Below are 15232 nucleotides of genomic sequence, written 5' to 3'. Positions count from 1 at the left end.
GATTAGCATAAATTCTGTGCATCGCGAAGCGTGTTGCTGGGAACGGAGTGAACAGTAACACTCTATATTCAGAAAATCTCTCACACGAAGGATTTTCTATTGACAAACCCAGTCCCCGCCTATATAATCAAGAGTGCGCAGCCGGGGAGATAGCGGTGCCCTGTACCTGCAATCCGCTACAGCAGGGGTGATGCCAATCTGAGGCTTGTATCCTGTGGAGCTGCCCTCTATAAGTGGCGTTGACGTTTGGGTCTTACGCAACAGGAATCTGTGAACCGTGTCAGGACAGGAATGTAGCAGCACTAAGCAGAAGCTCTTGTGTGCCGTAAGGGTGCCTGGGCTGAGTTAACTGTAGAGGTAACGTCTGTGGGACCATTCCGAAGTGCGGCGCGCAAAAAAGAATATTCATGATGTGAGTCATCATATGAAATAAAAAGCATTCTGGATTTTATCTTTACGATAATCTCCTGAATGCTTTTTTCTTTAATCTTCTACAGCCTGTACACGGCTTTTGTTTTTGTATTTCTTCATCACATGAAAATAATATGGAACTAATGGTACAAGTGCGGCGATCCAGGCTGCAGGATCAGCCATACAGACTCCTGCAAAAGACGTATGTCCCGCGATCAGTACAACGATTCCTGCTCTTGCCGCCAGTTCGAATACGCCTCCAAGCATTGGTACAAGTCCGTATCCCATTCCCTGAAGGGTATTTCGATACAAAAAGATACTTCCAAGAAATGGATAAGCCCAGAACACTGTTCTGAAATATGTGACAGATACCTGCACTACATTCTGCTCTGATGGATCTACGAAAAGGTAGGTCAGATATTTTCCAAAGAAAAACATCAGGAGCATGACAAAGATACTCCATCCCCAGATCATCAACTGTGTATAGCGCACGCCCAGTTTCACACGATCCATTTTACCGGCGCCACGATTCTGTCCCACATAGGTTGCAATAGTCGCACCAAAGGATGTAAATACTGTGGCAAAAATATTCTGGATCTTACCGGCAGCAGAGAATCCGGCCATATGTACAGGTCCGTAAATATTGACCGCACTCTGCACAATAATGGTTCCGATTGCTGTAATCGAGAACTGCAATCCCATAGGAATTCCAAGCTTCAGAAGCCTGCCGAAACTGCCCCAGCATATCTCAAAATCCTTCCGCTCCAGATGAAGGATTGGAAATCTTTTTACAATATAAATCAGGCAGCACACTGCCGAAATTCCCTGTGCGATCACTGTGGCATATCCACATCCTTCTACACCCATTCCAAAAACTACGATGAAAACTACATCCAGAATAACATTGATCACAGCCGAAATGATCAGGAAATACAGTGGTGACTTGGAGTCACCCAACGCACGCAGGAAAGCAGCAAGTGCATTGTATGCACCTGTGATAATAAGACCTGCATAAATAATTCCCATATATGCAGTTACATCACCAAATACCTCTTCCGGCGAATTCATCAGATGCAGAATTGGTTTGTTCGCAAGACTGAATCCTATTGTCATAACAATGGAAAATGCAGCCATAAGGTAAATGGACATGGCAACATAATGGCGCATCCTGTCAAATTTTTTCGCTCCGAACATCTGGGCTACAATAATCGCAAACCCACTGCTAAGCCCATTCAGCCAGCCTGTTACAAAGAACATCAGCGAACCGGTGCTTCCAATTGCCGCAAGTGCATTTACGCCGATAAATTTTCCGGCAACGATCGAGTCCGCAATGTTATAAAACTGCTGGAAAAGATTTCCCAGACACATGGGAATCATAAATTTTATGATCAGACTCACCGGATTGCCGATTGTCATATCATTTGTTGTATCTCTTTTCATTCTTTCGCCTCAAGCCTCTCCTGTTCTAATTTTCGCGTTGCTTTTTCCTGTTTCTTTTTCTCACGAAGCCTTTTGAAGAAATCAGACAGCATTGTGGAACATTCTTCTTCCAGAACCCCCTGCGTAATTTTTACCTGATGATTAAACCCCTCTATCTGCAGAAGATTCATAACTGAACCCGCACAGCCTGCCTTAGCATTCATACAGCCAATCACAACTTCATCAATTCTGGACTGCACAAGCGCCCCGGAACACATCTGACATGGTTCCAGTGTCACGTACATCGTACACCCCTCTAACCGCCAGTCACCAAGCTTTTTACTGGCTTTTCGGATTGCATTCAACTCTGCATGAGAGAGTGTGTTTCTATCTGTATTTCTCCTATTATATCCGCGTGCAATAATCTTTCCTTCATATACGATTACACAGCCAATTGGTACTTCTTCCAAAGCCTCCGCTTTCTTTGCCTGGCGGATAGCTTCTTTCATAAAACGTTCCTGATCTGTCAAGCTCTGCCTTCCTTTCCCATTTTTAACATAAAAAAAGCCCGGAGTTTCTTAACCCAAGCAAATTGAAATGTAACTTTATACGTTGAAGCTTACCCAAAGCCAAAATATAGCAAGCTTTTTCGTTTGAAATAACGATAGCAAAAATCTATTATAAAATCAACCCATTTGCAAAATTTTTGCAGTCAATCGGATATTCGCAGTTACTGTTCATTGGAATTGGCTGTAAAAATTCGTGAAAAGCTTGCAAAAATTCATGAACTGGACAAGCTGAAGGAAATGAGATAAAAAAAGAAAGTGCCGAGAACCTTGATTTCTCTGGCACTTTCGCTGTTTTATGTTAGTCGAAGCGACGGGATTCGAACCCACGACCTCTGCGTCCCGAACGCAGCGCTCTACCAAACTGAGCCACGCTTCGTCAATGCAAGTGATATTATATTAATAAAATCGCAGTTTGTCAATAGATTTTTTCAAATTTTTTTAATTTTTTCGAATATTTTTTTATCATGGTCATATACATTATTGAATCTGGTTTTACGGAGGGAAGATTTTGGCTGGATATCGGCGTTTTATCGCATATGTATATGACTACGAAAATGGTAAGAAAGGCAGTAACTGTGGTTTTATTAAAGTTGAGGTGAAAGATCAGCAATGTTCTGTTGAGGTACATCTGCATTGTCCGGGGCTTCCTGAGGATGTAATGTGCAGAGTTTATGGATTTACGCGAAAGGATGGACTGATCAATGGTATCCTTCTGGATAGCTGTGAGACAGAGAAAGAAATTATCGAATGCCTGATCATAACAGATGCCTTGAATATGAATGAGTCCGGCATAGCGCTTGGAAAGATGGGCGGTATGGTTATTATTACTGATAATGGCGGATTCTTTGGCACTGAATGGGATGACCAGATGATCCGGCCTGAAAATTTCCGCGAATTGAAAGCAGAATCTTCATCAGATGTTTCCGCTTCTCCTATTGATAAAACATCACACACATCAGATAGTCCTGACAGTTCTTCAGACATTCCTGTCAACGATACTTCACGCACATCAGATACTTCTGCCAACAAGATTTCATACACATCTGATACGCCTATCGATGAGAATTCACACAATATGGCAGATTTAAACTCCGACAATATTGACACTAGTTTCAATGTTTCTGCTCCTGCTAACATTTCTGACTCTTCTTTCACTGCCACTATACAAGAAATCCCAATACCATCCGAAGTTTCTGAAATACATAAAAAATCACCGGATACATTCACAGAAGCCTCAAGATCTGTAAATGCCTCAGAGAATAATACATCTACAGTTTCTCCAAATCACATAAATCATAATAAGCCGAATACTTCTTTTATATCTGTAGATTCTTCCAAGGATGCTATACATGAAGGTGAAAATAGTTCGCCCAAGAAAGTTTCGCCAGTTACAGCCCCAGAGAATTTCAAAGATCATAAAACTTCTTCCGAGTTTTCCCCATTCTCAGATGGCGAAATTGCAACAGCATGGAAAATTCATCTTAATGATCTAAAGCGTTTCCCGCGTCAATACTGTGCGTTGCGCAATAACCGTTTTATCCAGTATGGACATTATAATTTCGGGCATTTGCTTTTGGGGCAGAAAAATAATGGGCAATATATTCTGGGTGTTCCGGGCAGTTATAATCAGCAGGAGCGTTTTATGGCAAATATGTTTGGTTTTCCGTATTTCAAAGAAAGCGATTATATAGAAATGTCAAAAGCTCGCGGCGGCTACTGGTATCGTTTAATCGATGCCCCGGATTCCCACCGATAAAATTGTCTTCTGAAGAATCTTCTGAAAGCCCTGAAGTTCTTCAAAAGTGTAACTTCCATATCCAGGTCTCAGGACTCCGTCCGAGTCCTTATAGGCCTGGAGGTAATATTCTTTCGCTCCCTTAAGCCACTCTGCAATTTCTTCAAAATCTTTCTGCGTATGCAGTTCCCGCACAACTGTAGTCCGAAATTCATAGTCCAGTTTTCCATGAAGTAAAAAGTCCGCTGTCTCAAAGATGCTGTCCATGTCTGGTTTCTCAATTCCTGTCAGATTTCTATAATTATCGGGACAGGCCTTAATATCCACCGCCACCTTATCAATCAGTCCTGCCTCTGCCAGATGTTTCACTATCTCCGGACGTGAACCATTCGTGTCCAGTTTGACAGCATATCCCAGTTCTTTTATCTTCACTATAAATTCTTCCAGCCCGTCAGACAGGGTCGGCTCACCGCCTGAGATACAGACACCGTCAAGAATGCCTTTTCTCTTTTGTAAGAATGCCAGAAGTTCTTCCTGGGCATAATCCGGCTGTTCCCCAGGCGCTGTTACCAGCACACTGTTCTGGCAAAATGGACAGCGGAAATTGCAGCCTCCCAGAAATATGGTACTGGCTACTTTTCCCGGATAATCTAATAATGTTGTTTTATTAAAACCACAGATTCTCATTTATTTCCCCCATATAATACACAGAGCCAAAAGATATTTTATCCCTGACTTTATCTTAATAAATCCAATAAAATAGTAACAATTTCATCAATGCAAAAAGAACCCTGTTTGATCAGAGTTCTTTTTGTTGAATATTTTTATAATTAATTCAGCTGATAAACTTCTGCTGACTGGAGTCCAAAGCTTAATGCATCAGAATGATTGTTAAAGAAAATATCTACATGTCCGTAAGGAGTTCCCAGATCTTCTACTGTATAGACGTTTCCGTTGATCAGAAGCTGTGTTCCGAACGGAACGCCTGCCATAGCTACTGTACGTCCTGCTGTTGGAACTGTTCCGCTGGCTGTCAGGTTGCCTGCTGTGCCACAGCACTGTGCGCAGTTGCAATATGCAGTCAGTGTAAAGTTACCAAGATATTTTCCCTGACTGGAGTCTGCGCTCTCTGAAGATGACTGGCTGTCATCTGATGCAGAACTGTCGGATGTATCTTCACTGCTGTCTGTGCTTTCTTCACAAGAAGAATCACTGTCTTCGCTATAAGAATCTTCTGAAACTGTATCTTCTGACGATTCCTCCTCTGAATATGTATCTCCTGACTCCTCTGTATCATAGGAATCTTCTTCGTAATCTTCAGAATCGGAGTTCTCTTCTTCGCTCTGTTCCTGTGCTGCCGCTGCTTCTGCCTCGGCCTGCGCCTGAGCTGCTTCTCTGGCAGCTTTCTCTTCTTCTGCCTGTTGTACCAGCCGGGCAATGCTGTTGTCCGCATTATTAATCTCTGCTGTCAGTGCTGCTGCCTCTTCCTGGCTGGCGCTGATCTGACTTACATAAGAAGAGATATTATCGCTGGTACTTGCCGCAAGTTCCTGAACCTCCTGCTGCTTGGATGCTCTTTCTGCAAGGAGTTCATCAATAGAAGCTTTCTCCTCTTTTGCAGTAGTTTCCTGATCCTTTATTGTATTCTGAAGGTTCTCGCATTTCTCCAGCATATTTCTGTCATACTGCGAAATCTTTGCAACGTTCTCGGCATTGTTGAGAAACTCTGACAGGTCTTTAGATGACAGCAATGTTGTCAGTGCAGATGTGCCGCCATTCTCATACATATACTGGATACGAAGTTTCATATCGTCATACTGTTTATTTAACGCTTTCTTTGCTTTCTTTAATTCTGTGTGAAGCTGATTCAGTTCATTCTCTTTCTCTCCCGCCTGTATGCTGAGTTCTGAGATTGCGTTGGTCAGATCTTCATACTGTGTATTTAAATCAGACAGATAGTTCTCCAGCTCCTGCTTCTTGCTCTCAAGACTGTCAATGTTCGCCTGTGCCTGAGCAAGTCCGGCTTCTGCTTCCTGTTTCTGAGCCTGCATATCAGCGATTGCATCTTCTGTTGCATATGCAGTTGTTCCCATAGAAAAAGTAAGCATTGCTGCCAGCAGTAATGAAAAAACTTTTTTCTTCATAAATTAATCACCTTTCTCGTTAATCTGAAGTCCAGTATAACATATTTCGTAAAAAAATCAACACTTTTTATTAACTTCTGTAATAATTACGTAATATTTCACAATTTTAAATGCCACAAAAAAGAAGCCCGCACGACAGGACTTTTTTAACAGGAGATCATGGCAAATTTCTATCACGCAAAAAACAGACACCATCTCATCTCTGAGACAATGCCTGTTCCTCTTAACCTATTTTCAGTATTTCACGTTTATTCTTTACCAGTTATTCTGCAGCCACTGCTTCTTCTGGTTCTGCGTCCATGACTTCCTGGTATTTCTCCAGAATAATTGTCTGGATTCTGTCACGTGTTCCGGAATTGATCGGGTGCGCGATATCGCGATATTCTCCGTCAGTCGCCTTGCGGCTTGGCATAGCGATAAATAATCCTTTTTCTCCTTCAATTACCTTAATATCATGTACTACAAATTCATCGTCAATTGTAATGGAAACAACTGCCTTCATCTTTCCTTCTTTTGCTACCTTTCTCACACGCACGTCAGTAATATTCATGATATATTAGCTCCTTTCGATTTTACCGAATCTATCCGGCTTTTTACTTATAATACATATCTGTCATTTTTCTCCACGACGATCTTCACTTCTCCCTCGCCGCAGTAATACGAATTTGCACGAATAGTATCCCGGCTTTCAACAATGCAGTTCTCAATATGGGTATTATCGCCCAGATATACATTGTTTAAAATCACAGAGTTCTTAATAACGCAGTTATTTCCTACAAATACGTCTTTAAAAAGAACGGAATTCTCTACCGTACCGTTAATGATACATCCGCTGGCAACCAGGCTGTTCTTAACCTGTGCTCCCGGATTGTATTTTGCAGGTGGCAGGTCATCAATCTTTGTCTTAATCGTTGGTTCCTGTTTGAAGAAATAATTTCTGATCTCCGGTTTCAGGAAATCCATGTTTGTCTTGTAATATGCTTCTGCTGTAGAAATATTGCTCCAGTATTTATCAATCTTATATCCGTAGATTCTCTTAAGATTCTTATAGCGGATCAGGATATCCTGAACGAAATCATGACGTCCTTCCTGTGCAGCTCTCTCGATAAGCTCGATCAGCTGTCTTCTGCGGATAACGTAAATACCTGTTGAAATTGTATTATAGGAAGAAACCATTGGTTTCTCTTCAAATTCTTCAATCCTGCAGTCTTCGTTCATGCGCAGAACACCAAATCTCTCAATTTCATTTGGATCATTACATGTAGTACATACAACTGTAACGTCTGCACGTTTGGCAATATGATATTCAAGAACTTTATTGTAGTCCATCTTATAGATACAATCTCCGGATGCAATTACAACATATGGCTCATGACTACTCTTAAGGAACTGCAGGTTCTGATAGATTGCATCTGCTGTTCCCTGATACCAGAGGCTGTTCTCCTTTGTGATGGTAGGTGTAAATACAAAAAGACCACCCTGTTTTCGTCCGAAATCCCACCATTTGGATGAACTTAAATGTTCATTCAGGGAACGGGCATTGTACTGTGTCAGAACAGCAACTTTCTGGATATGAGAACTTGCCATGTTGCTCAGTGCGAAGTCAATGCTCCTGTAGCTTCCGGCTATCGGCATTGCCGCAATCGCTCTCTTATTTGATAATTCTCTCATGCGGTTATTATTACCGCCTGCCAAAATAATACCTATTGCTCTCATTATTTGTCACCGTCCTTTGCTGCAATTACCTGTCCGCCGGCCAGCTCACCATCCGGATAATCCTCAGGTGTAGTAATTCCTGATATTGCTGTATTCTTGCCAATTCTTACATTATCCGGAATCACACTGCGCTCACCGACAGTAGCGATTCCAAATGAATATACTGCAGGTTTCAGCACGTTCGGTGCTTCCTCTCCGCATCCCAATACAACATTATTTCCGATCGTAACATCCTCGGCAATGATTGCTTTATCCATCTGTACGCCCTCTCCTATCGTTGAGTTACGCATAATGATAGAATCGCGGATCACACTGCCCTTTCCGATCACAACATTCGGTCCGATTACTGAATTATGTACTTCTCCGTAAATCTCCGCGCCCTCTCCGATCAGACATCTGTCAGTAACAGCTTCTGCGGAAATATACTGCGGCGGGATGATATCTCCCTTTGTATAAATCTTCCAGAATTCTTCGTACAGATTAAATTCCGGAATGATATCGATCAGTTCCATATTGGCTTCCCAATAAGAGCCAAGTGTTCCTACATCCTTCCAGTATCCATTGTATTCATAGGCAAAAAGTCTCTCACCTTTCTCCTTACAATACGGAAGAACATGTTTACCAAAGTCACAGCTACTCTGATCCTTCAAAGTCATCAGCGCTTCTTTTAAAGCAGGCCAGCTGAAAATATAGATACCCATGGATGCCAGATTACTGCTTGGATGCTCCGGTTTCTCTTCGAACTCTGTGATCCTTCCCATCTCATCTGTTACCATGATACCAAAACGGCTTGCTTCCTCAATAGGAACCGGCATACAGGCAATTGTCACGTCCGCTTTATTCGCTTTATGGAAATCAAGCATCACTTCGTAATCCATCTTATAGATATGGTCACCGGATAAAATCAGAACGTAATCCGGGTTATACTGTTCCATATAATCCATGTTCTGGAAGATCGCATTGGCCGTTCCTGTATACCACTCACTGCTGGTACTCTTCTCGTAAGGTGGAAGTACTGTTACACCACCTTCATTTCTGTCAAGATCCCACGGAATACCGATGCCAATATGTGTATTAAGCCTGAGAGGCTGATACTGTGTTAATACGCCTACTGTATCGATACCCGAATTAATGCAGTTACTTAACGGAAAATCTATGATGCGGTATTTTCCGCCAAAAGAAACTGCAGGTTTTGCTACTTTTTCTGTCAGTACACCCAGTCTGCTGCCCTGGCCGCCAGCTAGAAGCATGGCTATCATTTCTTTCTTAATCATGCAATCACCTCTTGTTGTAATTATGATTATTTAATTATAGCACATTTTCCCCCGATAGTGAACATTATTTACAATTTTTGTTTGATATATTTATTTTTTTTATTATTTTTGCACACGTTTTTTCATTTGTTTGCTGTGTTTCTTCCTATATAATTATGCACTTTTTATATATATATTGTCGTTTTTTGTATTTTTTTATCATGTAGGACATACTTAAAGAAGCTCTTTTCATTTTCAGGCACAGGGAGTATAATGAGTTAAATATGTTACTGTTCACTCTGTTCTCAGTAACACGCTTCGCGATGCAGGAAATATGAACCTCCTTGCGCAAGGCCCAAAGAGTATCGTTTGCTTCGCAAACTTATTTATGCTATTCGCATAAATTCGCGCAGTATATCTCGGAATTTTGGCATTTTTATGTCAAAACATCTCGCGGGATAGTGGTGTGTGAGTAGTAACTTAAATATATTTAATAAGGAGATTATAGAATGTATCAGATAGATTTTCATAAACCACTTCATATACACTTTATCGGTATCGGTGGAATCAGTATGAGCGGACTGGCTGAGATTCTTCTCGGAGAAGACTTTGTTATCTCCGGTTCAGACTCCAAATCCAGCCCTCTTACTCAGGCACTTGAGCAAAAAGGAGCTACTGTTTACTACGGTCAGCGTGCCTCAAATATCACAGACAACGTAGATGTTGTCGTATACACTGCAGCTATCCATCCTGACAATCCGGAATTTGCCTGTGCAAAGGAAAAAGGACTTCCTATGCTTACACGTGCAGAACTTCTCGGACAGATCATGCGAAATTATGATACACCGATCGCTATTTCCGGAACTCATGGAAAAACTACCACAACCTCTATGGTATCTCATATTCTTCTTGCAGGAGACTGTGATCCTACGATCAGTGTCGGCGGTATCCTTCCGGCTATCGGCGGTAATATCCGGGTTGGCGAATCTGAAACATTTGTCACAGAAGCCTGTGAATATACAAACAGCTTCCTGAGCTTTTTTCCGAAGATCAGTATTATCCTGAACATGGATGCTGACCATCTGGATTTCTTTAAGGATATTGATGACATTCGTCATTCTTTCCGTCGTTTTGCAGAACTTCTTCCTGCTGACGGCACACTGATCATTAACGCAGATACGCCTAAATATGAAGACATTATCCGCGATCTTCCATGTAATGTGATCACTTATGGTCTGGAACACGATGCCGATTATCAGGCAGCTGATATCACTTATGATAAATATGGACATGCATCCTTCTCTGTTCTTCGTAATGGTGTAAAAGTTGGCAGCTATTACCTGAAAGTGCCGGGCATCCACAATGTTTCCAATGCTCTGGCAGCTATCGCTCTTGGTCATCTTCTTGGTCTTTCCGAAGAAGTGATCATTAAAGGACTTGGAAGCTTCACAGGAACAGACCGCCGTTTCCAGTATAAAGGTGAAGTTGCAGGCGTTACTATCGTAGACGATTATGCACATCATCCGACAGAGATCGAGGCTACTCTTCATGCAGCGCACAATTATCCACACAAGAAATTATGGTGCGTATTCCAGCCTCATACATATACACGTACCAAAGCGCTCCTTCCGGAATTCGCCAAGGCACTGAGTCTGGCAGACCACGTAGTGGTTGCAGATATTTATGCTGCAAGAGAAACAGATACTCTTGGTATTTCCTCTGAGGATCTGCAGAAACGAATTCAGGAACTTGGAACTCCATGTGAATACTTCCCGACATTTGACGAGATTGAGAATTATCTTCTTTCTAACTGTCAGGAAGGTGATTTGCTCATCACTATGGGTGCGGGAGATGTCGTAAATATCGGAGAGCAGCTGCTTGGTAAATAATGCCGGCAGATTATAAGATTTTTTCTTAATATTAGATGATTGTTAAAGTCCTCGGCTTATTGCCGGGGATTTTTCTATTGTAAATGCAGGATTTTACTGAATGCCAGGATTCTTTGAAAAAAGTTATAAACAATTTATCCCCCTTTGTATTACGCATATTTATGCGTATTTGAGTGACTTATCCACATTATCCACATTGTTATACACATTTTTATCCGCTTAAATATGTGGACTTATATGTGTACAAGTCACTTTACATAATTCGACTTCATTTATCCCTGTGATACATCATTTTTCCATAAAATTCGCCATTTTTCTAGTTTCCGATAATATATAAACAATTTCACCTTTCCACATTATCCACATTATCCACATTCAAATGTGGAAGAAATCTCAGGCAAAATCCCCTATTCTCTTTTAAAAAATCTTGTGCTATAATTCAGGTTATCATTCAGGGTGTTACTGTTGACTCCGTTCAATACCATACTTCACGTCACACAGTAACTTTGAATTACCCAAAACAACCGATAAACTGTAGCTTATTAAGAAAGAGAGTGGAGATTCATGGCTATGATCACATTACAGAATTCCCGCAATGCGGAAGTGACTGTATTAACAAACAATTTCATAGACAACTATATGCCCGAAGCCAACGGAGAATTTGTAAAAGTATACATCTATCTTCTGAGGCTTCTTTCTGACGCATCCGTACCTTTCAGTCTGGAGCAGATGGCAGATCACTTCTTCTGTACAGAAAGAGATATTGTCCGCGCCTTGAAATATTGGGAAAAGGTAAATCTCCTTACCCTGACTTACAGAAGCAACGAAGACATTACGGACATTACTCTGAACGTACCGCCTGTTAAATCTGACGTTTCTGATTCATCAAAACCAGCTGTTCAGACAGTTTCTGTTGCAAAAGATACTGTCGCCCAGTCATCTGATGTTTCAGCTCCGTCCACAAAGCCGGCCGCCAGATCAGCTTCTTCACTCTCACCAGACCGTGTAAAAGAATTAAAGCAGAACGATGAGATCGTGCAGCTCCTTTATATTGCAGAACAATATCTCGGTAAAACACTCACACCTACTGAAATGAAGAAAATCTTATTCTTCTATGATGAGCTGAAGTTTTCACCGGATCTGATTGAATACCTGATTGAGTATAGCGTCAGCCGCGGACATAAGAGCATCCGGTACATAGAAACTGTCGCTCTTGCATGGGCAGATGAAGGAATCACCACTGTCACTATGGCAAAAGAAGCTAACTCCCGTTATGCAAAAGAATACTTCACTATCTTTAAATCTATGGGAATCAGCGGCCGAAATCCAGTAGATACAGAAATTTCTCTTATGAATACCTGGCTTAATGATTATGGCTTTTCTATGGATATTATTCAGGAGGCTTGCAGCCGTACAGTCCTCTCCACCGGACAGCCAAGTTTCCAGTATGCGGATAAAATTCTTTCCGGATGGAAAGATAAAAATGTCCGCACATTAGCTGATGTCCGTCTTCTTGATGCACAGCACCAGCGTCAGAAACTGGAGAAAAAGACACAGAAGAAAGCCGCCGCGCCTAAGCCGGCTGCTACAAATCGTTTTAATAATTTCCATCAGCGGGAATATGATTTTAGTGAATATGAGAAAAAATTGCTGAATCAATAGATGTTTTACAGTAACTATTCAGCAGTCTACTATCCCGCGAGGTGTTTTGGCATGAACATGCCAAAATCCCGAGACATACAAGTCAAAATCCCATCGCCGAAGGCGATTTTTAATGGATTTTGACTCGTAACTGTGAAGGTACTGAACAGTTACGTTTTACATAACAAAAGAAAGGGTGCAGCATTATGCCTTTACAGAATTATCAGTATGATACAATTATGAGGGAATACAGCAAGACGCAATCACAAAACCGCCGCATTCTCGAAGAACGCACACAGGAAATTTATGAGAAGATCCCCCGTATCCGCGAGATAGATGAGGAAGTTGCAACTTTAAGTGCCAGAAAGGCAAGAGCACTCTTAAGTGGAGAATCTTCCAGTCTCGAGGATCTCAAAGCAGCAATTTCTCTTTTGTCTCAGGAGCGCAATGCTCTGCTTGTATGTAATTCCTATCCGGAGGATTATCTGGAGCTTCCTTATAAGTGTCCGATCTGCCAGGATACAGGCTATGTGGGCAGTCAGAAATGTACCTGTTTTAAGAAAGCAGAGATTGAGCTGCTCTACACACAGTCCAATTTAAAAGAAATTCTCAAAAAAGAAAACTTTGACCACTTTTCTTTTGATTACTATTCTGATACAATGAAGAACGAAGCCACAGGGCTGACCGAAAGGGAGACAGCCAAAAGGGCTTATGATATAGCCAGAGGGTTCGTGAGAAACTTTGATGATTCTTTCGAGAATCTGTTTCTTTACGGTGATACCGGTGTAGGCAAGACTTTTCTTTCCCACTGTATTGCTCATGAACTTCTGGAATCAGCACACTGCGTAATGTATTTTTCCGCATTTGACCTGTTTGATCTGCTTGCAGAATCCAAATTTTCCAGAGAGAAAACAGAAGGCGAGGAATTTGTATTTGACAGTGATCTGCTGATTATCGACGACCTGGGAACCGAACTTACCAACAGCTTTGTCTCTTCCCAGCTGTTTTTGTGCATAAACGAACGTATCATGCGCAGGAAGTCTACGATCATATCAACAAATCTGAAACTGGAAAATTTCTCGGATACTTATTCCGAGCGAACTTTTTCGCGAATCGCCAGCAATTACCGCATGGTTAAACTGGAAGGAAAGGATATCCGTATACAGAAAATTTTTTTAGGAGGAAAATAAAATCATGGCACAGGCAACAACTAAAGATTTAACTACACTTCCGGTGGGCAGACTTGGTCTGATCCCTCTGATCAGCTGTAAGGATCTGGGTGAGAAAGTAAACGAATGGCTGGTGCAGTGGCGCAAGGAACGCAGCCACGAAGAGTTTGATTCTTTTGCATTCGAGGGATATCAGAGAGATTCCTATCTGATTCCGGTTCAGACAGCACGTTTCGGTTCCGGTGAAGCGAAATGCACGATCATGGAATCCGTACGTGGTGATGATATCTATCTGATGGTTGATGTATGTAACTACAGTCTTACCTATAATATTGGACCGTATAAGAATCTTATGTCCCCTGATGACCATTTTCAGGATCTGAAACGTGTTATCGGCGCTATCGGCGGAAAGGCCCGCAGAGTAAACGTTATTATGCCATATCTGTATGAAAGCCGCCAGAATATCCGCAGCGGCAGAGAGTCCCTGGACTGCGCAACAGCACTTCAGGAACTTGTAAGCATGGGTGTAGAGAACATCATTACATTCGACGCACATGACGCTCGTGTACAGAATGCAACACCACTGCATGGATTTGAAACAGTGCAGCCATCCTATCAGTTCATCAAGGCTCTTCTCAAAAACGAAGAAGGACTGCATATTGACAATGATCACTTTATGATTATCAGCCCTGATGAGGGAAGTATGAATCGTGCAATTTATCTTGCCAACATTCTTGGTGTTGATATGGGTATGTATTATAAACGTCTTGACTACTCCAAGAGAATCAATGGACGTCATCCGATCGCAGCTTACGAATTCCTTGGACCAAACCTTAAAGGCAAGGATATGATTCTGATCGATGATATGATTTCCTCCGGTGATACAGTTATTAAGATTTCTTCTCTTCTTAAAGAAAGAGGCGCCGGCAGAATTTATATCTGTTCTACTTTCGGACTGTTCACAGATGGACTTGAGAAATTTGACGAAGCTCATAAAGCAGGTGTGTTTGACAAACTGCTTACCACAAACCTGATCTACCAGTCTCCTGAGCTTCTCGCAAAAGACTATTATATCTCCTGCGATATGAGTAAATATATTGCCCTGATCATTGATACTCTGAATCATGACCAGTCCGTCAGCCATCTGCTCAACCCGGTTGACAGAATCAACCGTTGTGTAAGCAATTACATGGCTCAGTATAAGGAAAAATAATAACTAATAAGTAACAAAGGCGGATTGCAGATATCCGACTGACTCATAAAAAGAGAGATTATATGTTTAACTC

The 15232-nt window shown here is 41.7% G+C and carries 12 protein-coding genes, 1 tRNA gene and 1 other RNA gene; 6 read left to right on the top strand and 8 right to left on the bottom strand.

The features are described from left to right. Positions 1 to 133 precede the first annotated feature (133 nt). Positions 134 to 393: signal recognition particle sRNA large type (gene ffs / locus WKT11_RS13380), an RNA gene on the top strand. Positions 394 to 483: 90 nt separating this feature from the next. On the opposite strand, the gene WKT11_RS13375 is transcribed toward ffs, so the two are convergent. The 3 genes from WKT11_RS13375 to WKT11_RS13365 all read right to left on the bottom strand — a co-directional run bounded on the left by WKT11_RS13375 (position 484) and on the right by WKT11_RS13365 (position 2775). Then, positions 484 to 1851, bottom strand: a complete 1368-nt coding sequence (locus tag WKT11_RS13375; RefSeq protein ID WP_117676636.1) for an MATE family efflux transporter — start codon at positions 1849 to 1851, stop codon at positions 484 to 486. Beyond that, positions 1848 to 2360 carry a tRNA adenosine(34) deaminase TadA gene (tadA, locus tag WKT11_RS13370; protein WP_340284919.1) on the bottom strand — a complete coding sequence of 171 codons (513 nt, stop codon included), beginning with the start codon at positions 2358 to 2360 and terminating at the stop codon, positions 1848 to 1850. Before tadA ends, WKT11_RS13375 begins: the two co-directional genes overlap by 4 nt. 341 nt (positions 2361 to 2701) lie before the next feature. After that, positions 2702 to 2775 (bottom strand) — tRNA-Pro (locus tag WKT11_RS13365). A gap of 132 nt (positions 2776 to 2907) precedes the next feature. Between WKT11_RS13365 and WKT11_RS13360 the strand changes: the two genes are divergently transcribed. After that, the gene (locus tag WKT11_RS13360; protein ID WP_340284917.1) at positions 2908 to 4155 is read left to right on the top strand and encodes a DUF6128 domain-containing protein; all 1248 of its coding nucleotides are present in this window, start codon (positions 2908 to 2910) and stop codon (positions 4153 to 4155) included. Here WKT11_RS13360 and WKT11_RS13355 read toward each other — a convergent pair. From WKT11_RS13355 to WKT11_RS13335, 5 genes are all read right to left on the bottom strand, one after another. Next, positions 4126 to 4821, bottom strand: a complete 696-nt coding sequence (locus WKT11_RS13355; protein ID WP_340284915.1) for an anaerobic ribonucleoside-triphosphate reductase activating protein — start codon at positions 4819 to 4821, stop codon at positions 4126 to 4128. The genes WKT11_RS13360 and WKT11_RS13355 overlap by 30 nt on opposite strands. Positions 4822 to 4964: 143 nt before the next feature. Then, positions 4965 to 6278 (bottom strand): PcsB-like coiled-coil domain-containing protein, encoded by a 1314-nt coding sequence (locus WKT11_RS13350; protein ID WP_340284913.1) that lies wholly within the window; start codon positions 6276 to 6278, stop codon positions 4965 to 4967. A gap of 262 nt (positions 6279 to 6540) precedes the next feature. Then, the gene (gene spoVG, locus WKT11_RS13345; protein ID WP_117845164.1) at positions 6541 to 6828 is read right to left on the bottom strand and encodes a septation regulator SpoVG; all 288 of its coding nucleotides are present in this window, start codon (positions 6826 to 6828) and stop codon (positions 6541 to 6543) included. Positions 6829 to 6875: 47 nt separating this feature from the next. After that, positions 6876 to 7994, bottom strand: a complete 1119-nt coding sequence (gene glgD, locus WKT11_RS13340; protein WP_117845162.1) for a glucose-1-phosphate adenylyltransferase subunit GlgD — start codon at positions 7992 to 7994, stop codon at positions 6876 to 6878. Next, positions 7994 to 9268 (bottom strand): glucose-1-phosphate adenylyltransferase, encoded by a 1275-nt coding sequence (locus WKT11_RS13335; RefSeq protein ID WP_117676642.1) that lies wholly within the window; start codon positions 9266 to 9268, stop codon positions 7994 to 7996. Before WKT11_RS13335 ends, glgD begins: the two co-directional genes overlap by 1 nt. A gap of 488 nt (positions 9269 to 9756) precedes the next feature. Here WKT11_RS13335 and murC point away from each other — a divergent pair, with 488 nt between their 5' ends. The 4 genes from murC (at position 9757) to WKT11_RS13315 (ending at position 15159) form a co-directional block, all read left to right on the top strand. Beyond that, positions 9757 to 11136 carry a UDP-N-acetylmuramate--L-alanine ligase gene (gene murC, locus WKT11_RS13330; RefSeq protein ID WP_117676643.1) on the top strand — a complete coding sequence of 460 codons (1380 nt, stop codon included), beginning with the start codon at positions 9757 to 9759 and terminating at the stop codon, positions 11134 to 11136. A 564-nt stretch (positions 11137 to 11700) separates the two neighbouring features. Further along, a complete protein-coding gene (locus WKT11_RS13325) occupies positions 11701 to 12798 on the top strand; it encodes a DnaD domain protein (RefSeq protein WP_117845158.1) in 1098 nt (365 codons plus the stop codon). A gap of 185 nt (positions 12799 to 12983) precedes the next feature. After that, positions 12984 to 13967 carry an ATP-binding protein gene (locus WKT11_RS13320; protein WP_117676645.1) on the top strand — a complete coding sequence of 328 codons (984 nt, stop codon included), beginning with the start codon at positions 12984 to 12986 and terminating at the stop codon, positions 13965 to 13967. A 4-nt stretch (positions 13968 to 13971) separates the two neighbouring features. Beyond that, positions 13972 to 15159 (top strand): ribose-phosphate pyrophosphokinase, encoded by a 1188-nt coding sequence (locus tag WKT11_RS13315; RefSeq protein WP_117676646.1) that lies wholly within the window; start codon positions 13972 to 13974, stop codon positions 15157 to 15159. Positions 15160 to 15232 lie beyond the last annotated feature (73 nt).

This window comes from Blautia sp. HCN-1074, from assembly GCF_037890165.1.
Taxonomy (GTDB): Bacteria; Bacillota; Clostridia; order Lachnospirales; family Lachnospiraceae; genus Blautia_A.
The sequence above is the reverse complement of the archived record's forward strand: the minus strand, read 5'-3'. Positions and strand labels throughout refer to the sequence as shown.